The organism is Candidatus Aegiribacteria sp., assembly GCA_021108435.1.
In the GTDB taxonomy this organism is placed as follows: Bacteria; Fermentibacterota; Fermentibacteria; order Fermentibacterales; family JCC-6; genus Aegiribacteria.
The window spans coordinates 58,416-81,592 of the sequence record JAIOQY010000198.1 but is presented as its reverse complement, the minus strand read 5'-3'; the positions used below and the strand labels follow the sequence as shown (position 1 = coordinate 81,592).

Sequence of the window (23,177 nt, the reverse complement as noted above, 5' to 3'; positions counted from 1 at the left end):
ATATCTCACCAGAGTTACTACTGCAACGGCGCATAAGACACTCGCATACTGCGTTATGCTCAATCGTCCTTCCTTGAAGTATATATAATACATCTGCGTTGATCTCATTCGCATGCCTTGTCTGCGAGCGCTTCTGCACCGTTTCGTTACGCAACCTGGTGAAATATGCGGATTGAATATATGTTGAGGTAGCATAGTAAATAATTACTGCTGAAACTACTGAAGGGTTGATTGAAAATCATGATTGCTGAAATTGAAAGAGCAGCAAGAGAAGCGGGAGCTATTCTGCTTGAAGCTGCTTCGACCGGTATCCAGGTCTCGAAGAAGGAAAATCATGAACTTGTAACTACGGCTGACCTGATGTCTGAAAAATTTCTGCAAAAACGGCTCTCAGAGATAGAACCGTCGGCAGGATTCCTCGGAGAAGAGAGCTGGACAGGCGATTATCCCGACCCTCCTTTCTGGGTGGTTGATCCGCTTGACGGAACCAACAATTACGCTCACGGATATCCGGTGTTTTCGGTCAGTATCGCTTTCTGGAATGGTTCATCGATTGAGGCAGGCTGTATCTATGATCCTTCGAGGAATGAACTTTTCTCCGCCTCCCGCGGAAAAGGCGCCAGACTGAATGATTCCGTAATAACAACAACGGATACAGACAGGCTTTCGGGCTGTATCCTGGCTACCGGTTTTCCGTATCACAGGAAATCGGACAATCTTGGCGTAAACCTTGAAATCCTGAAATACTTCCTCGGAAGGGTACAGGGAATACGAAGGGGCGGATCTGCCGCCCTGGATCTGGCTTATGTTGCCGCGGGCCGGCTTGACGGCTTCTGGGAGGAGCATCTGAAACCATGGGATATGGCAGCAGGAGCTCTTATTGTCAGGGAAGCTGGCGGAGAAATTTCTTCCTTCGCTAGCAAGCATTGGGATATATTTTCTGCGGGGATAGTGGCTTCAGGTAAATCGATCCATCCGGAGATTCAGAGTGGTGTCAAATTGTCAGGTTAGAATCCCAGATTCAGCCCTGCATAGAACATGTTGATTCCACTAACTTCATTATCGGAGGAAAGCGGTTTTGTGTGCTTGAACTCACCAAAAATGCTCAGAGGTATCATTGGAGGTTCAAATGATACTCCCACCACTCCATGTATTCCGGGGTGAACATGGTCGTAAGGATCCATAGCCATTGCTCCTCCAGTTTCCTCGTTTACAACCTGCATCAGAACATCCGCGTCGCTGAATAGTATGTGCGCTCCGCCGCCTCCGCCGATATAGGGCTTCAGCGGGAGCGCTCCTATCGGAATCATTACTTTCATTGTTGCGGCGAGGTCTATGTCATGAAATTTTGCTGTGTACTCACCCATCATCTCGGTGGAGATATTCTCAGGAGACCATCCCATTTCGTTTTCAAGGTAGTCTATTAAACCCAGACTGTCTCCCTCAAAATTATAGCCATACTCATCTTCTATGTACGTCTCAAGATAGTTGTACAGAGTGATGTCGCTTTCACTTCCCGCATATGTTCCACTGATCTCAAATACGACAAGGCTCAGGAGCGGAAAACTGATCTGTCCTCCGTACACCGCGCTTGAAGCGCTCTGACCGGTTCTGGGGTCATCACCGCTGTAGTGACCAATTCTTCCACCGAATCGCACTCCGGCAAATGCAGTACCACAAACAAGTAAAACTATCAGAAAAATCCTCACTGCGTTCTCCTTTCGATTTATCCTTTTCGCTTCAATGCAAGATAAAACCTCTGAGAGCTTTTTGTTAAGACAGTTTCCAATAACTGTTTCCTGGAAACCATTCTCTCAAAGTTATATTGAATATGTACTGATCGTATAGCTGTTGCCAAGCAATCTCCTGAACAATCAGGAACAGCAGGAGCTATGAAATACGCGAGGTATGCCGTTCCGGAAACAATCGGACACTTGACCTTATGTGATGAAGCTTGTTAAGTTCATAGTATGTTGTTGTATAGTCATTATTCATTTCAGGTTTACTTAAGCAAAGGAGATATTAACGTATGAAAACTTCTTTTCCGGTTCTTTTACTGATTGCATCCATCGCCCTTACATCGGGTCAGTCGAATATGGTCAGCTGGCAATCTTTCTACGGGGCGGCAGGTGATCTTCCAGAAGTTAACGTACTCGAATCAAGCCCCGATCATATGATTGCCGAGATATCAATTCCCGGATTCAGGCTGTACGATTATCCCGGAGGCGGCAGATTCTGGGACTGCGTCAGTCTACCAGAATGCTATTCTCAGGGTGACATCGGTCTGCCCGATCTTCCTTCAGTGCCAAGGATGTTCGCTCTCCCATTCGGAACTGAAGCAGCTGTTACAGTTGAAGATGTCTCTTCAACAGTATACCACAATATGGAGATTCTTCCCAGACAGATACCGGAAATCGATATGGCACACGATCAATTCGAGTTCAGAATAAACGACGAGTTCTACAGCGGCAGCGAGGTCTTCCCGGCCTCCTACGCAAATATCGATAATGAAGGCATATGGTCAGGCCTGAATGTCGCGAGGCTTGTATTCAATCCTTTCCGCTTCAACCCTTCTACGGGCGATCTTGAAGTCGTCCACAGCATCACCATCAGGGTAGATTTTGTGGGAACCCCCGGTGAGCTTGCCAATCCTGTCAACCCCTCCATGATTCCAATGATGAAGCAAAGCGTTATCAACTGGAGTACTTTCGAGAACGCGGCAGCTCCTCTCGACAGCGGGCGCGATGACGGTGTTGAGTACGTTTTCGTCTGCTCGGAAAGCAATGTGGACTGGGTGTCCGATCTCTTCGAGACTCATCATTATCTCGGTCTCAGGGTCAGGGTGGAAACTTTAGCCAGCCCTTCCAATCCGGATTTGATCAAGGCCGCGATTACAGATAATTATGACACCGGCATATTGAAATTTGCCTGTATTGTCGGTACCCATGCCGAGATGCCTTCATACAGCTGGACCGGCATAATCAGTGATTACTGGTTCGCATGCTTAACCGCTGGTGATAACTACCCCGAAATAGGTGTTGGCAGGCTGACCGGTGACTCCACGCAGATCGTAGCGCAGGTTACAAAAATCATAGATGGTTACATGAATTACAGTTTCGATGATTCCAGAACAACCGATATCATTCCAAGCGAGGCTGTTCTAGCAGCACACCAACAGGATTATCCCGGCAAATACACCCAGTGCTGCAACGAGATAGCTGCATATCCCTACAGCCTGTGCGACCTGACCTTCACCAAGGTATATCCTCCTGAAGACGGAACTAATGCAGATGTTTCGACCGCCATCAACAACGGAATCGGAACAGTTACGTACAGAGGACATGGAAGCACCACAGCCTGGGTATGGTCTGCTCCCATACAATGGGATGCCTCCGACATCGATGCCCTGACAAATACATTCATGCCGCCAGTTTTCAACATAGCATGCGACAACGGAGAATATCAGAGCTCGAGCACCTGTCTTTCAGAATCCTGGCAGTGGGCGGAAAATGGCGCAAGCGGAAACCTCGGCGCAACCCAATCATCGGGGACTCTTGCCAACCATGATTATATCAAGCAGATCTATATTGCTCTTTATGACACCGGTACTTTTCGCATAACGGACGCAACCAACACCGGCGCGGTTTACATAATAGAAAATCAAGGTACATGGGGCATTAATAATGCCAGAATGTACATATGGTTTGGTGATCCGGCCATGGATATCTGGACATTTGATACAGAGGGAGAGCCTGGTGCGCTTCTAATCTCCGCGCCTGCCAATATCTTCTCCGGAAATCAGGATATAACCATTACTGTTACCGACGGTTCTTCCCCTGTTGAAGGAGCAAACGTTACAATTACTGACGGTGTTGATAATTACGGCACAGGAATGACCTGCTACGAAGAGGCTGTAACCAATTCATCAGGCCAGGTTACCATTAACATCACAGTCCCTGAAAGCGGAACGATTCATATAGGCGCGTTCCTTCATGATTACAATTACGATCTTCATTATATCATTATCGGTACGGGAGTTTCTGACTCCCAGGGTGATGCTGATATCTTCTTGTTTGACCGACCTGTTCCCAATCCGATTACAGTAAGCGCCTCTATCGGTTTCAGTCTTCCCGGCGCCGGCAATGTGGAGCTTGCCGTATATGATGTTTCCGGTCGCATGGTCGAGACCATTCTTGACGGCTCGCTTGAGTCAGGCAGCCACTCCATACAGTGGACGCCTGGTTCTCAAATTGCAAGCGGTGTCTACTTCATCCGCCTTACTACCAACGATGGAACTCTGACAAGACAGGCAATGGTTATCAGATAAGCTGACAATATTACTTAAGCTGAAGGCGGGTCGATTGGCCCGCCTTTTCTATTCAGTGATTCAGGCTTATCTATCAGGATACCTGAGTAGCATATCCTATTCGAAATGGAGATTCTTTTGGTCTACAAAACCGGTTTTGACAACGAGAAATACCTTGAAGAACAATCGCGTGAGATCCTTTCAAGAGTACAAAGCTCTGATAATCGTCTTTACCTTGAATTCGGCGGGAAGATCATGTATGACCATCATGCTTCCAGAGTTCTCCCCGGTTACGATTCGAATGTTAAAATTCGGCTTCTGGAGAAACTCCGTGACAGAGCGGAAATCATACTCTGTATCTATGCCGGAGACATAGAGAAAAGGAAGATCAGAGGAGACTTCGGTATAACCTACGACGCAGATGCCCTGATGCTCATCGACGGCTTTCGCTCAAGAGGAATCGATCTCAGAGGTGTTGTAATAACAAGATTTGAAAATCAGCCTTCGGCAATCTCTTTCGAGAATCGTCTTAAACGCCGGGATATAGATGTTTTCAGACATTACTACACAAAGGGTTATCCAACTGATATTGATCTTATCGTGAGCCCTGAAGGCTATGGGAGAAACGATTATATAGAGCCATTTAAACCCCTTGTAGTTGTTACAGGACCAGGGCCGGGGAGTGGAAAACTTGCAACCTGCCTTTCACAGCTTTACCATGATCATAGAAACGGGATCTGTTCGAATTACGCAAAATTTGAAACCTTCCCTATTTGGAATCTTCCCTTAAAGCATCCTGTCAATGCCGCTTATGAAGCGGCAACTGCCGATCTGCGGGATGTTAATCTGGTGGATCCTTTTCATCTGGATGCTTACGGAGAGGTTGCCATTAACTACAATCGTGATGTTGAGGCTTTTCCTCTGCTCAAGCGCATACTGGAAAGAATAACGGGAGACATATCTCCTTACGCTTCTCCTACTGATATGGGTGTAAACAGAGCGGGATTCGGCATAACGGATGATGAGGTTGTGAGAAAAGCGGCAATGCAGGAAATTATCAGAAGATACTTCCGCTACAGCTGCGAATATGTAATGGGGCTGGCGGATAAGAGTACAGTACAGAAAGTAGAACTTCTGATGCGCAACTTCGAGCTGTCGCCTTCCTGCAGACCTGTTGTGGAACCTGCTCTCGAACGTATGCGCTTAAAGGAATCCGAGGAAGGCATCGATAACGGAAAAGCAGCGGCTCTTCTTCTTAAAGACGGCAGCTTTGTCACGGGTACCGGTTCCGATCTGATGCATGCATCCGGAGCTCTTATTCTGAATGCGGTCAAGAAACTGGCAGGGATCAGCAAAGAGGTTCATCTTCTCTCTCCGGCCACTATCGATTCCATTCGAGAGCTTAAGAAAGTAATGGAAATTCCCACCCTCAATCTCGACCTTGAGGAGGTTCTTATCGCCCTGAGTGTTAGTTCTGCGACTTCCGAAGCAGCAGCAAGCGCAATGAAAAAGCTTTTCGAACTCAGAGGCTGTGAAGCTCATCTTACGCATATGCCCTCTCCGGGAGACGGAAACGGTTTAAGAAATCTCGGGATAAATGTAACTTCCGATCCTGTTTTCAGCAGTGAGAAATTATATGTGAACTGATACTTCAATATTATCCTGGACTTGACCTTTTACAATAATTGTCTGATTATTGCCCTGTCGTTTGCTGCGCTTTCATTTGCGCAGCCCGTAGTAACGCAGGTTACCGGACCGGAAGCGATAAAAGACAAATGTGTTCTATTCCTCCTTCCGGTCGGTTATGCTTTGCGTTTAACCTGTACCTGGAAGGAGTTTCTGGTTTGCGAGACTATGAAACTGTAGTAATCTGGAATGCCAGTATTCCCGAGGTTGAAATCGAAAAAGAGCACAATCGTGTTGTTGAGATTATCAAAGGGAATAAAGGCGAGTACAAAGGCTCTGACAAATGGGGGCGGCGAATGCTTGCCTATCCTATTAAGAAACAGACCGAAGGAATCTACCATTTCATCAGATGGAATGGAGAAACTGACGTCATCGGTTCAATCGACAAACATCTGAGAATTCACGAAGGCTGTATCAGGTATGCAACGCTTCGCTCTGATGATGAGGCAGTGGCTTCAGTCAATTCGTATGAAGACTTTGACCGCGTCGACGAGGAGGTGGAAGTCAGTGATGGATCTGAGGATGCCTAATATCAATAAGGTTATCATCTCTGGAAACCTGGTCAGAGACCCTGACGCAAGAATTCTCGAAAATGGAACACATCTCGCAAAGATGTCTATCGCCAATAACCAGCGTTACCGTGACAGGAATGGTGAGTGGCAGGAAAAGACCTGCTATGTAAATATCATTGCCTGGAGAAAGACAGCTGAACTTGTCGGTGAATTCTGTCGGAAGGGCTCTCCCGTTTTGGTGGAGGGTGAACTTGTTTACAATTCATGGGAAGACAGAGACGGAAACCAGAGGAGCAGACTGGAAATAAATGCCAGAAGGATTCAATTCCTTGAGCGCAGAGACCAGGATTCCTCTTATCAGGACATTCCGAATGAACAGAACCAGAAGGGTTCTTCCGATGGTAATGAACTATCCGAGTCTAAACCTATGACTCCGGATGATGACATTCCGTTCTAGATATCATGACTGTACCTCACGAAATGCCTGAACTTAATTACATCCTTTTCACAGGCACTGTGGAACGTATCGAACAACTATCTCTTACCAGGTTCAATATCTTTGTGATCAGGTTTGAAGTTGAGAATACGGTAACTTTTTCCACCGGAACAGCAGACTCAAGGAAGACATCTTCTATTCTCTCAGTTGAGGCATGGGGTAACCTGGCAGAGGAAATAGACAGGCGGATAAAGAGCGGTTCTACCGTTCTGGTTGAGGGCAGTCTTGTCAGCAGATCGTACGAAGACAGATCAAAGGGATTACATCACAGGATGGTCGTAAAAGCAACCAGCGTTGAATCGCTGGGAGCCAGATCATAAAGACCAGCAGGAGGAACTGATTTGGTCACAAAAAAAAGAATGAAGAAAAGCAGCAGCAAATTCGGACGTAAAAAGAAGTGCCGTTTTTGCGGAAATCCACAACTGGAAATATCATACAAGAACGATAAGATGCTCCAGAGACATATCTCCGACAGAGGGAAAATCATCGCCAGAAGAGTAACTGGTAACTGTGCGAAACATCAGAGAAGAATCGCGAATGCCATCAAGGTGGCAAGATTCTTTGCCTTGCTCCCCTATGTAAGAGAACACTACAGATAAGGTCGTCTGCAGGCTCAGAAAAATGGAACAGATTTTAAAGAGGGCACGGACAGGATTATTCGGAATCATAGCTCTGGGTATTATTTTAATTCTGATGGGCATACCTTTTGTGGGAATGACTATTATGACGATAATGCTTTCGCTTTCGAATTCTCGAAGATCATTGCCGCTGGCGGTTGTTACTCTTGTCGGTGTATATCTGATATCGGATTTCACCGGAGCATTGATAACTGCAACCGGTTCAGGTTTGCTTGCCGCTGGAATCAGGTCAGGAAGAAGCCTTGAGTTCTCAACCATGTTTGCTTCCGGGGCAGCAGCCATAACATCGATCTTCGGAACTATATTGATACCCGATCAATCACTTATATCTCAGGAAAATATGGAAGCGCTGTCACAGATCTACAGATCGGCTGGTTTAAGCTCTTCTGAGGTTGCGACGATCCTTAATATTTTCCTGTACATCCTGCCATCTCTACTGGCTATATGGGCGGTTAGCGGTACTGTAGCAGCTGCATTTGCTGTCCGGTCAGTAAATCAACGCAGGAAAGATTCGTTTAAAATCATCACTCAGGGAATGGAAATCCGGCTTGGTCTTCTCCCCGCATGGATCCTGATAGCTGCTCTTTCAGTTAATCTTGCCGGCGGAGGGCTTCCACCATACGTTCAACAGGCAGCTGTAAATATCTCTATTTTCATGATTCTGCCGTATTCTCTGGTTGGTTTCGGTATCTTCAGGATTGCACTGCGCAGTTTCCCAATGCTTCTTCTGGCGGCTGTTCCGCTTGCGATCATTTTTCCCCCTGCAGCGATATGCATTCTTGTACTGACTGGTATAATGGATACATGGTTTGATTTCAGACTGCGACTGAAAAAATATTTTGAAAGGAAAACACAGGAATGAAAGTACTTCTAATGAAAAGTGTTGAAGATCTGGGTACTGGAGGTGATGTTGTTAATGTCGCCAATGGTTATGCGAGAAATTTCCTGTTTCCCAGAAATCTGGCGATAAAGGCAACTCCTTCAGCAGTAAAATCCGCTCAGTTCTATCACGCCAAAGCTCTTGAAGAACAGGCAGAGACCATCAATCAATCAGAACAGCTTGCTGAGAAGCTCAAGGGTTTCATTATTGAAATCGCTGCTTCTGCTGATGATAACGGACATCTTTACGGAAGTATCACCGAGAAGCAGATCTCTTCAGTTCTGAAAGAGGCAGGATTTGACATAGACGCTGAACACGTTCTTCTGAGTGAGCATATAAAAGAAACGGGTGAATTCCCCATTTCAGTGAAAGTATACGGTGACATTCGCTCGGAAATTCTCGTAAAGATATTACCTGAAGCGGATTAGTCTTCTTGCGAATCCTTGCAGTAGAAACATCGTGCGACGATTCCGCGGTTGCATTGCTTGAAGACAGCAGTGTAATCGCGGAGAGGATATACAGTCAGAGTGTTCATTCGAATCATGGTGGTGTAGTTCCTGAACTCGCCTCCAGACAGCACATTGAGATTCTTCCGGGTATTGTGAAGGAAGTGCTTTCAGAATCCGGAATAAAAACTCTCCGGGAAATTGATGCTTTCGCAGCAACAGCGGGACCGGGACTTGTAGGCTCCCTTCTCGTAGGACTATCCTGGACTAAAGCCGCTGCCTTTGCATCCGGGAAGCGATTTCTCGGAATTAATCACCTTTCAGCTCACCTTCATACTCATTATACAGCACATGATTCTGTAGAATTTCCAGCAGTTGCCCTGCTGGTTTCCGGCGGTCACACTTGTCTTTTCAACATGAAATCCTGGGCCCGGGCAGTTCTTCTTGGTTCAACAAGAGACGATGCGGCAGGAGAAGCTTTCGACAAGACGGCAAAACTTGCAGGTCTTGGATATCCTGGCGGTGAAGCTCTTGAAAAGGCTGCTATCGATGGAAATCCTGATAAAGTATCTCTGCCTTCTCCTCTGTCAGACCCGGCTCTTCCGGAGTTCAGTTTCAGCGGCCTCAAGACAGCGGTAAGACTGCAATGGGAAAGCGGCGCTGACCTTGCGGATCTTGCGGCTTCCTTTCAGAAGGTCGTTGTTGATATCCTTGTTTCGAAACTGCTTTTTCAGGCGGACCGTTCAGGCGCGGTAAGTATCCTTGCGGCTGGCGGTGTTACTGCTAATAATCTGCTTAGAACACGATTGAGAGAAGAGTGTGCTAAACGGGGAATTACCCTCTTCCTGCCTGAAAAGAAGTATACCATGGATAACGCTGTTATGGTTGGAAGAGCTGCTTTCGCCGTCCTTCGCGAGGAGCCATCCTCTTGTTCCTCTCTGTCATGCAACGCATTCTCAAGATGGTCTGGTACAATTCTTAAAGCGCTATGCTGTACGTAGCCCGGATCCATCACATTCGCTACGAGTACTTATGCTGATCCGGGCTAACTCAAGCAGATCCATGCTGTTATAATCATGCAGGTTCACCTTTTGTATCAGGGAGAATAGTATGGATTATAATTCTAATACAGCGCAGGGTATTGATATTGTAAGTATCAGCAGAATAAGGAAAGCTGTTCAGCGAAGTGGAAAGAGATTTCTGCACCGTATATTTACGTCGGACGAGCTTCTTCTCCATACTGATTACGGTCTTCTTGCAACACGTTTCGCAGCAAAGGAAGCTTTTTTCAAGGCACTGGGCACCGGTATTTCCGGGGGGGTCCGATGGCATGATTTCTCTCTGCCTCCTGAAACTGAAGCCTCTCTCAGACCGGAAGTAACAGGAGTATCATACGATTTGCTTGAGGGACGGAGAGTACTTGTCAGTGTTTCAAAGACAACAAGGACTGCAGTAGCAATAATTGTGCTTGAGGGGGATGGAGAATCGGGATGAGATACTGGGTTACACCGTTCGAAATGTCGAAATTCGATGCCAGGGCTGTTAAGGCAGGTACTCCTGGTGATGTTCTGATGGAGAGGGCAGGTACGGCCGCTGCTATCGTCGCGATGGCAATGACACAACCTGACAAGGGACATATTCAGGTCTGGTGCGGTCCTGGAAATAACGGAGGAGATGGGCTTGTTCTTGCTCGACAGTTGAAGAAAAGGGGTTATGAAGTCTGCGCTGTTCTTGCAACGACGCCGGGAAAGAGCCTTTCTCATAATTGTCAGTCCAATCTTGGCCGATTTGTTCAGTCCGGAGGGAAAGTTCTTGCTCCGCAGAAGCTGAACGATCTGCCTGACTCTCCTGCTCTGGTGGTTGATTCTCTTCTTGGCACAGGTTTTAGTGGCAAACTGAAAGACGTTTTTGCCGAGTGTACCGACATTATAAGACATAGCCATTGCAAAGTACTCGCAATTGATACTCCCACAGGTGTTAACGGCAAAACCGGTTCTGTTGATCCTCATACTCCGCGAGCAGATACTACTGTGACTTTCGCGGCACCCAAGGCGGGGCTGCTTCTCCCTCCGGGGTGCGGCTATACAGGAAATCTTCTGGTACCCGACATCGGAATAGATATCGATCATAACAAAAAGCAGATGGTTCTCGGGCTGAGTGACGCCTTTACTCTTCTGCCTGATCGACCTGCAGACGCTCATAAGGGAACTTTTGGCAGACTTCTACTCATCGGGGGTTCCGAGAATATGCCGGGAGCTCCTCAACTTATGTCTCTTGGTGCTCTCAGATCCGGCGCAGGGCTTGTTTTTCTATCTGTTCCTCTTCCAGCCAATACTTTCATTTCCGGAAGAATTCCCGAGGTTATCAGTTCCTACTTCCTCCCGGGAGATCCCTCTGGTCTGCCTAAGTATGATGAGTTCGACGCCATCGCCATAGGCCCGGGTATGGGAAACAGTCCCGCTACCATGAAAATCGTTTCCTACATACTGCAGAACTGGAAGGTTCCTCTTGTGCTTGATGCTGACGCTCTCAATGTCCTGAATGATCCTGTTAGCCAGTTAAGTGAATACAAAGGGTCTCTTTTGTTAACGCCGCACCCCGGAGAGCTTTCCAGAATGACGAAATGTAACGCATCGAATATCGGGAGCAGGTCAAAAGCTGCCGCGAAATTATCTGCTTCTTCTGGAGCAGTTGTACTCCTAAAGGGGAAACCTTCCATGGTTTTCAGTCCTGATGGAGAATGTTGTCTGATTCCTACAGGGAACACCGGTCTGGCTACAGGAGGGAGCGGTGATGTTCTTACCGGTATTACATCCTCGCTTATGGCACAGGGACTGAAACCTTTTGAAGCAGCCATACTCGGCGCATATGTACACGGACTGTCGGCTGATATTGCAATTGAACATTGTTCAGAGAGATCGCTGATTCCCTCCGATGTGATTTCAAATATGGGAAGGGCATTCCGGACAATTGAAAATGGCAGCCGCAGTGAACTGCTTACACCCGGAGGAAAATGGAGAAGTGAATATGCTCATTAACAGGGCAGAAGCTCTGGAACTGCTTGAGAACAATCTGGGAAACATCAATCTCATTCGGCACTGCCTTGCCTCTGAGGCCGTCCTCCGCGCCCTCGCCATAGACAGAGGAGAAGATCCCGATCTCTGGGGAATGACCGGTCTGCTTCATGATATTGATTACGAACTCACTTCAGACGAACCTGAGAAGCACGGTATGGTCGCAGCGGAGATGCTGGCTGATTACCTCCCTTCCGAATCGATCCACGCTATCCAGTCTCACAACTCGGAGTACACAGGAATAGAAAGAGAATCTGATTTCGACTATCTTCTTGCGGCGGGTGAATCCATCACCGGCCTTATAGTCGCTGTTGCTCTTGTATACCCGGACAGGAAGCTGGCTTCAGTCAAACCGAAATCCGTTCTTAAAAGGATGAACATGTCAGCATTCGCCAGATCTGTTCCCAGAGATACGATCAGGGACTGTTCAAAGGCCGGATACGATCTTGATGTTTTTGTCGGTATTGCGCTTGTCGCCATGAAAGGAATTGCTGAAGACATAGGCCTGTAGTCTTTTTAATAGTACCTGCTTCTGAAATATGTCATCATACTGGATACGTATTCTCTGAATGAGAGCTTGTAGGGGAATTCTCTCTGTTTGATACAGTAACCCTTCCATAATTTATCCAGAAATTCGTAAAGACCATCAAAAGGCAACCTTATCAGTGTTTTCAACATGTACCGTACAGTTTTGAATTCTATACTGAGCGCGAATAACTGACGCAGTCGTTTTCTTCTGTCGTTGTCAGGAAGTTTCAGAATGCAATCATCAAAAAAAGAATCAGGTATATATGCCTCTTCGCCCAGAAGTCCCTGTTCCTTGCTGAATTCACAGATTTTTGTGCGTGGATAGGGTTGCATCAGTGTCGCAAAAGCAAAATCCGGTTGTATTTCATAGTTCAGTCTGAGAGTATCCAGGTCATCTTCAAGTGTACCGGTGGGGATCCCGAGAATATTCTGTGTTACCAGCTTGATGCCGCTTTCCTTCACTGCCCGGCAGGCATTCAGCAGTTCCTCAGTACTGAGATCTCGATTAAGCACTTCCTTCCTCAGGCGTGGACTTGCGGTTTCCAGCGCCATTTTCACACTGATGCATCCCGCTTTCGCCAGCAACCCCATAATCTCATCCGTGACCAGATTGGCTCTGAGATGACAGTGAAACGGGAGAGCGATTTCAATACTGTATTTCCTGCAGAATTCTCTGACCCAGTCGTGATCAAGAATGAAGATGTCATCCTGAAAAATTATCATCTGAAGTTCGGTATTTCCTTCCTTCAGTTCTTTCAGTTCATCGATAACATTTCCGACTGATCTTCTTCTGCAGTACTTTCCGAGACCTCTGTACATCTGTCTGAAACTCTCATTGAAACAGTAACTGCAATCGTAGGGACATCCCCGGCCGGTTATGCAGAATACAGCCTTTCTGTTCGCACCAGGAAGCAGATCTCTATAGGGAAACGGGATCGTATCGAGGTCTTCAACTAATGGAAGGATTCGGTTTTCAAGTATCTGTCCATTCTCCCGATAGAGAATGTTACCGACCTCTCTGATCGATCTTCTTCCCTCCAGCGCCTCCAGAAACTGTGGAAACGCTGTCTCAGCTTCACCACGCATGGCGTAATCAAGCCATGGATTCTCGAGAAGCACCTCGGGAAAGAAAGTCGGATGTGCTCCTCCCATTATCGTGAGAACTCCCGTTGCTTCTTTAAGCCTTTTCACTACTTCGCTGTATTTCCTGTGGAATCCTGTGGTGGTTCCAAAAGCCAGAATATCCGGTACCTCTTCCAGAACGCTGTCTGTAAGATTCTTCGTGTTCATCGAAAGAGCTCTGATTTCGTGCCCGAGATCACTGACAATCGATGCAAGGTAGCCAATACCCAGAGGTATTGTTATGTGGTCATGAACCAGGAACAGAACCTTCATACTGACAGATGTCTTCCTTTTCTGAACGCTTCAATGTTCACGTCAAGAGCTTTTGGAGGAACTCTTTCCTCGACAGCCCTGTACCAGTAATCCTCATTTATCGGAATAAAGGGAGATGCTGCTCCTATCAGCACTACATTGACAACTCTGAGGTTACCGAGTTCCTCGGCTATCTCCAGCGCCGGTATCATTTTGCATTGAATGTCCTGCTCTTTCATCATGGATAACACATCGGGATATACAGCATATCCTGTGTTAACTGTCATAGGTGTGATCTCGAGATCACATGATAGAAGGATTCCGGAGGGTTTCAGGAAGGGCGCCCACCTCAATGCCTCCATCTTCTCCATTGAAAGGATAAGATCGGCCGTTCCTTTTTCCACCAGCGGGCTGTACACTTTCTCTCCGAATCTGACATGACTGGAAACACTTCCGCCTCTCTGAGCCATCCCGTGAACTTCGCTCTTCTTTACGTCATTCCCGGCCAGTCTGGCCGCTTCGCATAAGATCTCGCTGGCAAGCAGAATTCCCTGGCCTCCAGTACCGCATATGATCACGTTTGTTACGGGTTTCATTCCAATCCCTCCATGTCCTTCGAGATAGCGTCAACAGGACAAACCTGAACGCAAAGGTCGCAATTAGGCCAGCAGAGAAGCTTGCTTATATCAGGTTTGTCCTCTTCCCAGCTGATAGCAGGACATCCGAGTTTCATGCAGAGTTTGCACCCTATGCATTTCTCCGGATCCAGTAGGGCTACGCTCTTCTTCACGGGTCTGTAGCACATCACGCAGGGACGCCTGGTGATAATCACTGAAAGTTCGTCTCTTTCGAACTCCTCCTTGAAGGTTTTCTCCATCTCCGCAAGGTCATGAGGGTCGACAACTTTGATATACTTTACTCCGCAGGCTTCAACTATTTTGACCAGATCAAGTACTGGCGCGGGTTCTCCCCTCAGATTCTTGCCTGTCGTGGGGTTTTCCTGGCCGCCGGTCATTGCAGTAAGACTGTTGTCCATTATCATTACAGTACCGGTATTTCCATTGTAAACCATGTCGATGAGTCCGGTAATCCCTGAATGTACAAACGTTGATTCTCCAATTGCGGCAACGAGTTTTCCCATTCCTTCTCTGCCAACAGCTTTTTCAATCCCGCTCAGTACTCCAATAGAAGCGCCCATGCAGACAGTTGTCTCAAGCGCATTATATGGCGGCATCATTCCCAGAGTGTAACAGCCTATATCCCCGGTGGAACTGCCATTCAGCTTGCTCAGGCAGTAAAAAGCGCCTCTATGGGGACAGCCGGGGCAAAGCGCCGGAGGTCTGGCGGGAAGTTCCGGTTCATAAAATGTGATCGTCTTTGTCGTACCCGGATGGAGAGCTATCCTGACTAATTCCGGATTCAGTTCCCCCTCATTTGAAATAATATCCTTGCCGATCGCGGGAATTAGGAATTTTGAACGTACTCTTTCTTCAAGGAATGGCTCTCCTTCCTCAACGAAGATCACTTTGTCAACCATACCGACAAATTTTTCTATCTGGTTCCAGGGCAATGGATTAGACATGCCTATCTTCAGCAGGCATGCTTCCGGGCAGACCTCTTTTACATACTGGTACGAAATTCCGCTGGTTATGATACCTACAGAGCGGTCGCCGTCCTCAATCCAGTTGAGAGAGCTTTCAGAACCCCAGGCGGAAAGGTCTTTGAGTCTTTTAACGACTCTTGAATGCATTTTCCTCGCGTTCGACGGGATAGGAACTCTTTTTGCTATGTCAGCCACATACCCCTTCACTGGAACTTCCCGGCGGGGGCCCACCTTCACGATACTCTTTGAGTGGCAGATTCTGGTAGTGACTCTGATGAGAACAGGGGTGTCGAAATCCTCTGATATCGAAAGAGCCTCTCCAACCATGTCTTTGGCTTCCTGGCTGTCGGAAGGTTCAAGGCAGACTACTTTTGCCGCTTTCGCCATAAGACGGTTGTCCTGTTCGTTCTGGCTGGAATGCATACCCGGATCATCCGCGGATATTATGACTATTCCACCTGTTGCTCCTATGTAGCTGAGCGTGAAAAGAGGGTCAGCGGCTACATTGAGCCCCACATGCTTCATTGCGGATAACACTCTCGCTCCGGCAAACGACGCTCCCGCAATAACCTCAAGACTGACTTTCTCATTGGGAGCCCATTGAGCGTCAATCTCGTCGTAGTCATCTCCAATTGCTTCAAGGATCTCTGTTGAAGGAGTGCCGGGGTAGGCTGACGCGAAATGCACGCCGGACTCCCAGGCGCCTCTTGCGATGGCTTCGTTTCCTGAGAGAAGGAGAGTTCCATCTACAATCGTATTGAGTTTTTTTCTCATATGCCGCCTTTCTGAAACTAATCGTAAGTTTTTTCTTCCTCAACTGAGTCCAGAACTCTCAGCACTCCTCTGGCAAGAGCTTCCAGCTCCTCCTCGCCAGGGAAGACAATCATATCTCCGAGGAATCCCAGGCCTTCCCTCAGCCTGTCCGTCATCCATCTGTTATGCGCAATTCCTCCGGTAATTACAACAGCATCTACATCTCCGTGAAGAGCAGCCGCCATCGCGCCACCTTCCTTGATTATCTGATAAGCCATTGCCCTGAGCGCAAGATCGGCGGTTTCGTCTCCTTCTTCTGCTCTTTCCACCGCTTCTCCGACATGGTCTGTTCCCGTATAGGCATAAAGGCCCCCTTCTTTCAGGAGCATTCTTTTCATGTCTTTCCAGTTATAGTCTCCCGAAAAACATAGTCTGGCAAGGCCCGTAGTTGGAAGCGCCCCTACTCTCTGAGGGCTGAACGGACCTCCATCATTTGCCTGGCTGGTATCAATCATTTTTCCTTTTCTCAGAGCATTTACCGATATCCCGCTCCCGAGGTGCAGTACAACCAGATTGATTTCATCAAGGTTTTTCTCAAGCCTTTCGGCTGCCTTATACGCCACCATCCGGATATTGAGAGCATGGCTCAGGCTGATTCTTGGAAGGCATGGGAGGCCGGAAAGTCTTGCCTCGTCAATCATTTCATCAACGCACACAGGATCGACAATAAAAGCGGCTACCGCTAAAGGCTCCGCTATACTGAAGGCAAGAAGGGCTCCGAGATTTGACGGATGATCAGCCTGCAGAGTTGTTCCTTCCCGTATATCATCAACAAGTTTTCTGTTTACCCTGTAGGTTCCGCTTTTCAATGGTTTGAAAGCTCCGCCTCTACCAACAACAGCCTTCAGGTCTGAAATATCATGTCCCGCTTCAGCAAGGGTATTCAGTACAATTTTCTTTCGGAATTCATGTTGAGCGAATGTGGTTTCAAACTTGCCCAGTTCTTCCGGCAGGTGCCTGATGTTTTTCTCAAACAGCTGCTCTGTTTCCCGGAAGAGACCTAGTTTTGTAGAAGTTCCTCCCGGATTGATTGCAAGAATCAGTCTTCCTTCCTCAGACATTGCATCCTCCGGAAACTACTACTCCAAGAGCGAGAGAATTCAGTTTTGTCAGAGGTTTATCAGAGCGTGAAAGCATAACCACCGGAGCAGCCGCTCCCATGATCAGGCCCCCTATCTCCGCTCCAGCCATATACATCAATCCTTTCGCCAGGATGTTGCCGCATGCGATATCAGGTGTGATCAGTATGTTTGCTTTTCCGGCAACCGGTCCCGTAATGTTCTTCACTGCCGCGGATTCAGGATCCAGAGCCCCATCAACTGCCACCGGTCCAAGAACTTCCAGTCCGGGAATACCCCTCCTGGCTACTTCAGAGAAGCGGATTGTCTCGGGCATTTTGGGATTCTCTGTCTCGATCGCGGCAAGCAGAGCAACAAGGGGTTTCTCCGCGCCCAGTTTCATTATTACATCGGACGCATTGAGTGCTATCTGTACGACTTCGTCAGCTTCAGGCCGTATGTTCATGCCTCCATCGGTGATTATGATCAATCTGTCAATGTCAGGCGCACTCACAACAGCTACATGGCTCAGAACCCGACCTGTACGAAGACCTGTATCACGTTCAAGCATGGCTTTCTGAAATATCGAAGTTTTCAGCATGCCCTTCATAAGGATTGAAGCCTCTCCCGATCTGACCATCCTTACAGCATCTGCTGCTGCTTTCTCCTGATCTTCCGTATCAACAATCTCTATTCCTGATGGAAGGTTCATCCCCAGAATCGAAAGCGTATCCTTCACTCCCGATGCGGGACCAAAAACAACAGCCGAGGCCAGATCCTCCTCCACAGCGGTAATCAGGGCTTTCATAGAAGCCGGATCATGTCCCATCGGAACGGCCACCCTGGCATCGGAAATGTCTTTTGCGGCCTGTCTGATTTCAAAGAAATTCTTGAACAAATCAACCCCCCGAACCTGTTATCCTCTTACTAGAAATGCGGTGTAAACTATCGATCAAATAGTACAGTGGTCTCCGGGCTGTCGGATTTTGTATTATGTAACCAGATTCACTCAAGGCCAAGGTGAAAGGAACGGTATGGTGAATAATGATCAGATTTGACGGACTGGCTGAGGCATGGGATAAATGCAACGCTGTCCTTTTCGACTTTGACGGTGTTCTGGCGGACAGCGAGCCTTTTTTCAGAAGATCCTGGAATGTTGCCCTGGAGCCATGGGACCATTCAATTTCTCCTGAGGATTACTGGCTCTACTGGTCTTCCCTTGGTGAAGGACTTGAAGGTGAAATTCGGAGACATGGACTCAGGAATATAGATGTTGATCAGGCAGTTTCTTCTCAGAGGAAGATATATGAGGGCTATTGCAGGCGGGGTGATATCCCGCTATTCCCACGGGTACGGGAGTTGCTGGACAGGCTTTCCTCAGAAGAAGGAACTTCCGCGCGATCGTTCTGTATTGCTTCAAATACGCCTTCATGGATTGTTAAGGAAATTCTTCAGCATTCCCATGCTCATGTCCCTGCTCTTGTAGGAGGAGAGGGTTTAAGGAAAAAGCCGGCTCCTGACATTTTCCTGCTTGCCGCTTCAAAGCTGGGAGTTTCACCTTCCGATACCCTGGTCTTCGAGGATTCCTGGAAAGGCATCAGGGCAGCGGAGGAAGGCGGTTTTCAAAGTGTTCTTGTGCTTAACGACCTTAATCGCGGGTTTGACATTAAGCCAGGATATATAATAAACGGTATAGGAGCTATTCTTGCGCTCCTTGATACAGCAGACAGGAATTGAGAAAGGAAAGAAACATGCATCTTATTTTTGATACAGATCTGCTTACTATTTCTATTGCTGGACTGCTTATTGGACTTCTGTTCTGTTTCTTTGGAAAGAAATTGCTTGGTTTCGTTATAGTCCTTTTTGGATTCCTGATCGGTTATTCGCTTGGCGCTCAGGTCGTATGCGATGTTCTCAATAAAACTCTCAGCAGTTCCCCCTGGATTCCATGGGTGACCGGATTCGTATCGGCCGGGCTTTCATTGGTTGCCTGGAAAGTATCTATGTTCTTTGCCGGTACCGTTATCGGCCTTTTTGCAGTAAGAGGTCTCCTTCCTGGAATTCCAGGCATTGCTCATGTGGCGATAGCTCTTACTGCCGGTGTTCTTGTACAGGTATACAGAACTCCTGTCATTTCATTCATAACCGCTCTTGCCGGAGGCTACATCGCCGGAACGTCAGCTCTGGCTCTTCTTGAACGCTCTGGATTTCTCAAGACAATTGGGTTGTACGCTGAAGGCGGGAACAGCGGATTCATTATAGGGATAGTCCTGACAGCGATTTTTGCGATTATTGGTTACTTCTACCAGACAAGAGAACTCAAGGATTGAATGGTTTGTGTCTTGAACTGACTGAATTGTATATTGCTTTGTCTGAAATGAGGCTTTTCATTGAGCGGGAGGATTCAGTTGGGTGAAAGATTAATTGACTACGGTCTTGTTGCTCTTGTCATTCTTGTAATCATTGGGCTATTTCGTCTTTCACGTGTTCTTATGCATGTAATGCTTCGTCACCTGAAAGAGAAATATCCGATACTGACGGCTGACAGGCTTATGGTTACAGGTTTCATAACTCTGCTTACGGGCATGATTTTCCTTCCTTTCATTACCTCTGCCTTTACCCTCATTGATAATCAGCAACTGACCGGAGGAATGGTGTTTCATCTTCTGCTCGTTGCTTTTTCAGTTGTTCTTTTCAGCATTGCTGAAGATCTCTTCAGATTATTTTCTTCATATCCCTCCGACCGCACCTGGACCAGAAAAAAGCATTTCCGCATCATATTGATACCTCTTCTCGCATTCTGGGCTATCGGTTGTCTTTTCATCAGTCCTTTGTTTTACTCCGGCCTTACTGTGATTCTTGCTCTTTTCTACCTTTACGCCCTTTTCTGCAGACCTTCCACAAATGTCGGAGACTCCGGTTCGGATTGATTGATGTCTGAAAGAAAAGTGCGAGTACTTCATATAATCACTAAAATTGCTGTTGGTGGAGCCCAGATGAATACGCTTATTTCCACCAGAGATATTTCTGAAAAAGGTTATCCTTCAGATATCCTCACAGGGCCTGAGAAGCCTTCTGAAGGGGATTTATACGATCTTGTCAAAAAATGGAATATCAATGTTCTTCTTGCTCCTCATCTTAAAAGAGAGATATCTCCTGTTAATGATTTGCTCGCTTTTCTCGAGATTCGAAAAGTTATAAAAAGCGGAAATTATGATATCGTTCATACACATGGATCAAAAGCCCGATTCCTCGGAAGGCTTGCAGCCGCCTCATTCCCTGAAGTAAAAATAATACAGACTGCCCATGGCTGGCCTTTCTATGATTCCATGCACCCTTTTAAAAAATGGTTTTACATCTCGCTTGAAAAGATCGGTTTCCGATATGCTCACGCCAACATCGCCGTTAGCCCCAGAGACCGCGATAAAGCTGTCAGATGCGGAATCGGATACAAGGACAGTTACAGTATAATACGAAGCGGTGTTGATTTCGACGAATTCAGAAAGACAAGAGGCAGAAAAACTGAAGCAAGATCCAAGCTTGATCTGCCGACTGACGTTCCTGTTGTCGGGTCCGTTATGCGTTTCTGTCAGGAGAAAGCACCAGACATTTTTGTTAATGTCGCGGCTTCCGTTATCAAGCATAAACCCGATGTTCTGTTTATTCTTGTCGGTGACGGTCCCCTTATGAAACAGACAGAAAAGTGGATTGATTCGCGCGGTCTTCAAGATAATTTTCTTCTTGTCGGAAGCAGAAAGGATATAGCGGAAATTCTGCCGGCATTCGACCTGTTCCTGATAACATCGCGAACAGAGGGGCTTCCAAGAGCTTTGCTCGAATGCCTTGCTGCCGGGATTCCTGTTGTATCTACCGATGTTGGCGGCATTCATGAACTTGTCGATGGAAAACGAAACGGATTGTTGATGAACGAAGGTGATGTAACCGCTCTTGCCGGCGGCGTAATAAGCCTGCTGGATTCCCCTTCTACTGCCTCTGATCTTTTATCATCTGTAGATGATGACATAGAGCCTTTTTCTGCACGTCAGATGGTAGATCAGCTATTTGATCTCTATACCAAAATAACTACTTCAGCTATGAATGTGGTTTTTCTCTGCGATAATGAACCTTTTAATATCCCCGGTACTGTCGCCAGCATCATTAGAAAAGAACCTTTTAACAGGTACACTATCATTTCTCTCCCCGGGCACGGTTCAATAAAAAATCCTATATTGAATTTTAAGCGCTATTCAGCCCTTTACGGTCCTTTTGGATTCTTAAGGGAACTTATCCGTTTTATATCTTTTAAGGCAGCCGGTTTAATGAGGCTACCCACCCGTTCTCCTCATTCGTTGAAACAGACAGCGTCCAGAGAACATGCGAAGTACATTAAGCTGAATAAGATTAATACCCCTGATTCCCATGATCTGCTTAAAAGCCTTGATCCGGATATTTTTCTTTCTCTTGCATGTCCTCAGATTCTCAGAAAAAGTACACTTGCAATCCCAAGGCTGGGAGCCTGGAATGTTCATTCTTCTCTTCTTCCCGCAAACAGGGGGATGATGCCGTCTTTCTGGTCTCTTTTCCGTGGTGATCAACCTGGCGTTACTCTTCACAGGATGGAGAGGAAACTCGATGCGGGAGGAATTCTTCTTCAGAAACCCGTTAATGCTTCCAGAGAGAATACATCTGTTCAACAGCTTCAGGCGGAATCAAAAAGGATTACTGCCGATATTATTTCTGAGGGGTTTTCAATTATACAGCGTGGTGATTATCAACTGATAGAAAACTCCTCCTGTAAAGCAAATTTCAATTACTTTCCTTCAAAGAATGATGTCAGCCGTTTCCTTGATATGGGCGGAGACATAACCGGCACAAAAACCGCCAGACCAAGGGTTGCCCTGTCATTTGATATGGAGGAATGGTTCCAGACCTACGCTGCAAGAAGGTGGTATCCGCAAAACCAGTGGGACAGCATGGATTCCAGGGCTCCTGAAGCACTGAATAATATTCTTGACCTTCTGAAAGCTCATAAGGCTAAAGCGACATTTTTCTTTCTCGGATGGCTTCTTGAGCGTCATCCCGAAATCGCTCATAAAATAATCCTGGAAGGACACGAAATAGGTTACCACGGTTATTATCATCTTGAACTCTCCATGCAGTCGCGCGATGAGTTCTGCAGAAACATCGATCGCTTCCAGAAACTTGTTGATACTTTATCTATCCCTCAAACGATTGGATTCAGGGCTCCCAGTTTTTCTGTAACTTCCAGAACTAAATGGGTTATTGATGAAATTGTTGCTCGAGGTTACAAGTATGACAGCAGTGTTTATCCTATGTTCAGACATCGCTACGGCATTCCCTGCGCACCGCTCTCTCCTTTTGAGCTTGAGGGTGAGAAAAGCTCTATTCTTGAATTACCTCTGGCGTCCATTCAACTGCTTGGAGTAAAGCTGCCTGCAGCTGGCGGTGCTTATATGAGATTCTATCCTGGCGTATTTCACAGATTGATTATCAGGAGTATTTCCAGAACCGGTAGAATTCCAGTTCTATATTTTCATCCATGGGAAATTGATTCCCTCAATATTTCAAATAGAATGAGTGCTGTTCAACGTTTCAGGCAACATCATAATTCGGGCAGAAAGACCACTGCCAGGTTAAAACGAATACTCCGAATATACAGTGGCGTTACTCTTGGTGAATTTGCCTTTGAAATGAAAGATCGAAAGCTTTTCAAACTTGGATCTCTGGGTGATTGAGCCAGGG

23 protein-coding genes are annotated in these 23,177 nt (G+C 46.9%); 17 read left to right on the top strand and 6 right to left on the bottom strand.

What is annotated here, in order from left to right; all coding sequences use genetic code 11:
• The first annotated feature begins 231 nt into the window (after positions 1–231).
• A complete protein-coding gene (locus tag K8R76_12050; GenBank protein MCD4848909.1) occupies positions 232–1,011 on the top strand; it encodes an inositol monophosphatase in 780 nt (259 codons plus the stop codon).
• Here the strand turns inward: K8R76_12050 and K8R76_12045 are convergent.
• On the bottom strand, positions 1,008–1,709 hold the full coding sequence (locus tag K8R76_12045) for a hypothetical protein (GenBank protein MCD4848908.1): 702 nt from the start codon (positions 1,707–1,709) through the stop codon (positions 1,008–1,010). The two genes, K8R76_12050 and K8R76_12045, sit on opposite strands and share 4 nt — an antisense overlap.
• A 320-nt stretch (positions 1,710–2,029) precedes the next feature.
• Here K8R76_12045 and K8R76_12040 point away from each other — a divergent pair, with 320 nt between their 5' ends.
• From K8R76_12040 to K8R76_11985, 12 genes are all read left to right on the top strand, one after another.
• A complete protein-coding gene (locus tag K8R76_12040; GenBank protein ID MCD4848907.1) occupies positions 2,030–4,327 on the top strand; it encodes a T9SS type A sorting domain-containing protein in 2,298 nt (765 codons plus the stop codon).
• Between the two features lie 105 nt (positions 4,328–4,432).
• Positions 4,433–5,953 carry a DUF1846 domain-containing protein gene (locus tag K8R76_12035; protein ID MCD4848906.1) on the top strand — a complete coding sequence of 507 codons (1,521 nt, stop codon included), beginning with the start codon at positions 4,433–4,435 and terminating at the stop codon, positions 5,951–5,953.
• 197 nt (positions 5,954–6,150) lie between these two features.
• Positions 6,151–6,522, top strand: coding sequence for a 30S ribosomal protein S6 (gene rpsF / locus K8R76_12030; GenBank protein ID MCD4848905.1), 372 nt, complete (start codon positions 6,151–6,153; stop codon positions 6,520–6,522).
• Complete coding sequence (gene ssb, locus K8R76_12025; protein ID MCD4848904.1) at positions 6,500–6,961, top strand: single-stranded DNA-binding protein; 462 nt, start codon at positions 6,500–6,502, stop codon at positions 6,959–6,961. Before rpsF ends, ssb begins: the two co-directional genes overlap by 23 nt.
• A gap of 5 nt (positions 6,962–6,966) precedes the next feature.
• Positions 6,967–7,320 carry a single-stranded DNA-binding protein gene (locus K8R76_12020; GenBank protein MCD4848903.1) on the top strand — a complete coding sequence of 118 codons (354 nt, stop codon included), beginning with the start codon at positions 6,967–6,969 and terminating at the stop codon, positions 7,318–7,320.
• 39 nt (positions 7,321–7,359) lie between these two features.
• Positions 7,360–7,599, top strand: a complete 240-nt coding sequence (gene rpsR / locus K8R76_12015; protein MCD4848902.1) for a 30S ribosomal protein S18 — start codon at positions 7,360–7,362, stop codon at positions 7,597–7,599.
• A gap of 22 nt (positions 7,600–7,621) precedes the next feature.
• A complete protein-coding gene (locus tag K8R76_12010; protein MCD4848901.1) occupies positions 7,622–8,500 on the top strand; it encodes a hypothetical protein in 879 nt (292 codons plus the stop codon).
• A complete protein-coding gene (gene rplI, locus K8R76_12005; GenBank protein MCD4848900.1) occupies positions 8,497–8,946 on the top strand; it encodes a 50S ribosomal protein L9 in 450 nt (149 codons plus the stop codon). The genes K8R76_12010 and rplI overlap by 4 nt, the downstream gene beginning before the upstream one ends.
• A 5-nt stretch (positions 8,947–8,951) precedes the next feature.
• Positions 8,952–9,965 (top strand): tRNA (adenosine(37)-N6)-threonylcarbamoyltransferase complex transferase subunit TsaD, encoded by a 1,014-nt coding sequence (gene tsaD, locus K8R76_12000; GenBank protein MCD4848899.1) that lies wholly within the window; start codon positions 8,952–8,954, stop codon positions 9,963–9,965.
• A 109-nt stretch (positions 9,966–10,074) separates the two neighbouring features.
• Positions 10,075–10,458 carry a holo-ACP synthase gene (gene acpS / locus K8R76_11995; protein ID MCD4848898.1) on the top strand — a complete coding sequence of 128 codons (384 nt, stop codon included), beginning with the start codon at positions 10,075–10,077 and terminating at the stop codon, positions 10,456–10,458.
• Positions 10,455–12,002 (top strand): NAD(P)H-hydrate dehydratase, encoded by a 1,548-nt coding sequence (locus tag K8R76_11990; GenBank protein ID MCD4848897.1) that lies wholly within the window; start codon positions 10,455–10,457, stop codon positions 12,000–12,002. Before acpS ends, K8R76_11990 begins: the two co-directional genes overlap by 4 nt.
• Positions 11,992–12,549: an HD domain-containing protein gene (locus K8R76_11985; GenBank protein ID MCD4848896.1), complete on the top strand. Its 558-nt coding sequence runs from the start codon at positions 11,992–11,994 to the stop codon at positions 12,547–12,549. Before K8R76_11990 ends, K8R76_11985 begins: the two co-directional genes overlap by 11 nt.
• 5 nt (positions 12,550–12,554) lie before the next feature.
• Here the strand turns inward: K8R76_11985 and K8R76_11980 are convergent, their stop codons facing one another.
• The 5 genes from K8R76_11980 to K8R76_11960 are packed head-to-tail and all read right to left on the bottom strand — an operon-like array spanning position 12,555 to position 18,312.
• Positions 12,555–13,961 carry a B12-binding domain-containing radical SAM protein gene (locus K8R76_11980; protein MCD4848895.1) on the bottom strand — a complete coding sequence of 469 codons (1,407 nt, stop codon included), beginning with the start codon at positions 13,959–13,961 and terminating at the stop codon, positions 12,555–12,557.
• Positions 13,958–14,536 (bottom strand): indolepyruvate oxidoreductase subunit beta, encoded by a 579-nt coding sequence (locus tag K8R76_11975; protein MCD4848894.1) that lies wholly within the window; start codon positions 14,534–14,536, stop codon positions 13,958–13,960. Before K8R76_11975 ends, K8R76_11980 begins: the two co-directional genes overlap by 4 nt.
• Positions 14,533–16,317, bottom strand: coding sequence for an indolepyruvate ferredoxin oxidoreductase subunit alpha (iorA, locus tag K8R76_11970; GenBank protein ID MCD4848893.1), 1,785 nt, complete (start codon positions 16,315–16,317; stop codon positions 14,533–14,535). The genes K8R76_11975 and iorA overlap by 4 nt, the downstream gene beginning before the upstream one ends.
• 17 nt (positions 16,318–16,334) lie before the next feature.
• Entirely contained in the window at positions 16,335–17,417 is a 1,083-nt protein-coding gene (gene buk / locus K8R76_11965; protein ID MCD4848892.1) for a butyrate kinase, read from the bottom strand.
• Positions 17,410–18,312 carry a phosphate butyryltransferase gene (locus K8R76_11960; protein MCD4848891.1) on the bottom strand — a complete coding sequence of 301 codons (903 nt, stop codon included), beginning with the start codon at positions 18,310–18,312 and terminating at the stop codon, positions 17,410–17,412. Before K8R76_11960 ends, buk begins: the two co-directional genes overlap by 8 nt.
• 146 nt (positions 18,313–18,458) lie before the next feature.
• Between K8R76_11960 and K8R76_11955 the strand changes: the two genes are divergently transcribed.
• From K8R76_11955 to K8R76_11940, 4 genes are all read left to right on the top strand, one after another.
• On the top strand, positions 18,459–19,151 hold the full coding sequence (locus K8R76_11955; protein MCD4848890.1) for an HAD family phosphatase: 693 nt from the start codon (positions 18,459–18,461) through the stop codon (positions 19,149–19,151).
• 14 nt (positions 19,152–19,165) lie between these two features.
• Positions 19,166–19,744: a hypothetical protein gene (locus K8R76_11950; GenBank protein ID MCD4848889.1), complete on the top strand. Its 579-nt coding sequence runs from the start codon at positions 19,166–19,168 to the stop codon at positions 19,742–19,744.
• Positions 19,745–19,822: 78 nt separating this feature from the next.
• Positions 19,823–20,344 (top strand): hypothetical protein, encoded by a 522-nt coding sequence (locus K8R76_11945; protein MCD4848888.1) that lies wholly within the window; start codon positions 19,823–19,825, stop codon positions 20,342–20,344.
• A 3-nt stretch (positions 20,345–20,347) separates the two neighbouring features.
• Positions 20,348–23,170, top strand: coding sequence for a DUF3473 domain-containing protein (locus tag K8R76_11940; GenBank protein MCD4848887.1), 2,823 nt, complete (start codon positions 20,348–20,350; stop codon positions 23,168–23,170).
• Positions 23,171–23,177: the final 7 nt, after the last annotated feature.

Coding starts and splice junctions, on each gene's coding strand:
- K8R76_12040 (MCD4848907.1), top strand. CDS start 2,030: ATGAAAACTTCTTTTCCGGTTCTTTTACTGATTGCATCCATCGCCCTT.
- K8R76_12035 (MCD4848906.1), top strand. CDS start 4,433: ATGGAGATTCTTTTGGTCTACAAAACCGGTTTTGACAACGAGAAATAC.
- K8R76_12020 (MCD4848903.1), top strand. CDS start 6,967: ATGACTGTACCTCACGAAATGCCTGAACTTAATTACATCCTTTTCACA.
- rpsR (MCD4848902.1), top strand. CDS start 7,360: ATGAAGAAAAGCAGCAGCAAATTCGGACGTAAAAAGAAGTGCCGTTTT.
- K8R76_12010 (MCD4848901.1), top strand. CDS start 7,622: ATGGAACAGATTTTAAAGAGGGCACGGACAGGATTATTCGGAATCATA.
- rplI (MCD4848900.1), top strand. CDS start 8,497: ATGAAAGTACTTCTAATGAAAAGTGTTGAAGATCTGGGTACTGGAGGT.
- acpS (MCD4848898.1), top strand. CDS start 10,075: ATGGATTATAATTCTAATACAGCGCAGGGTATTGATATTGTAAGTATC.
- K8R76_11990 (MCD4848897.1), top strand. CDS start 10,455: ATGAGATACTGGGTTACACCGTTCGAAATGTCGAAATTCGATGCCAGG.
- K8R76_11985 (MCD4848896.1), top strand. CDS start 11,992: ATGCTCATTAACAGGGCAGAAGCTCTGGAACTGCTTGAGAACAATCTG.
- K8R76_11980 (MCD4848895.1), bottom strand. CDS start 13,961: ATGAAGGTTCTGTTCCTGGTTCATGACCACATAACAATACCTCTGGGT.
- K8R76_11975 (MCD4848894.1), bottom strand. CDS start 14,536: ATGAAACCCGTAACAAACGTGATCATATGCGGTACTGGAGGCCAGGGA.
- iorA (MCD4848893.1), bottom strand. CDS start 16,317: ATGAGAAAAAAACTCAATACGATTGTAGATGGAACTCTCCTTCTCTCA.
- buk (MCD4848892.1), bottom strand. CDS start 17,417: ATGTCTGAGGAAGGAAGACTGATTCTTGCAATCAATCCGGGAGGAACT.
- K8R76_11955 (MCD4848890.1), top strand. CDS start 18,459: ATGATCAGATTTGACGGACTGGCTGAGGCATGGGATAAATGCAACGCT.
- K8R76_11950 (MCD4848889.1), top strand. CDS start 19,166: ATGCATCTTATTTTTGATACAGATCTGCTTACTATTTCTATTGCTGGA.
- K8R76_11940 (MCD4848887.1), top strand. CDS start 20,348: ATGTCTGAAAGAAAAGTGCGAGTACTTCATATAATCACTAAAATTGCT.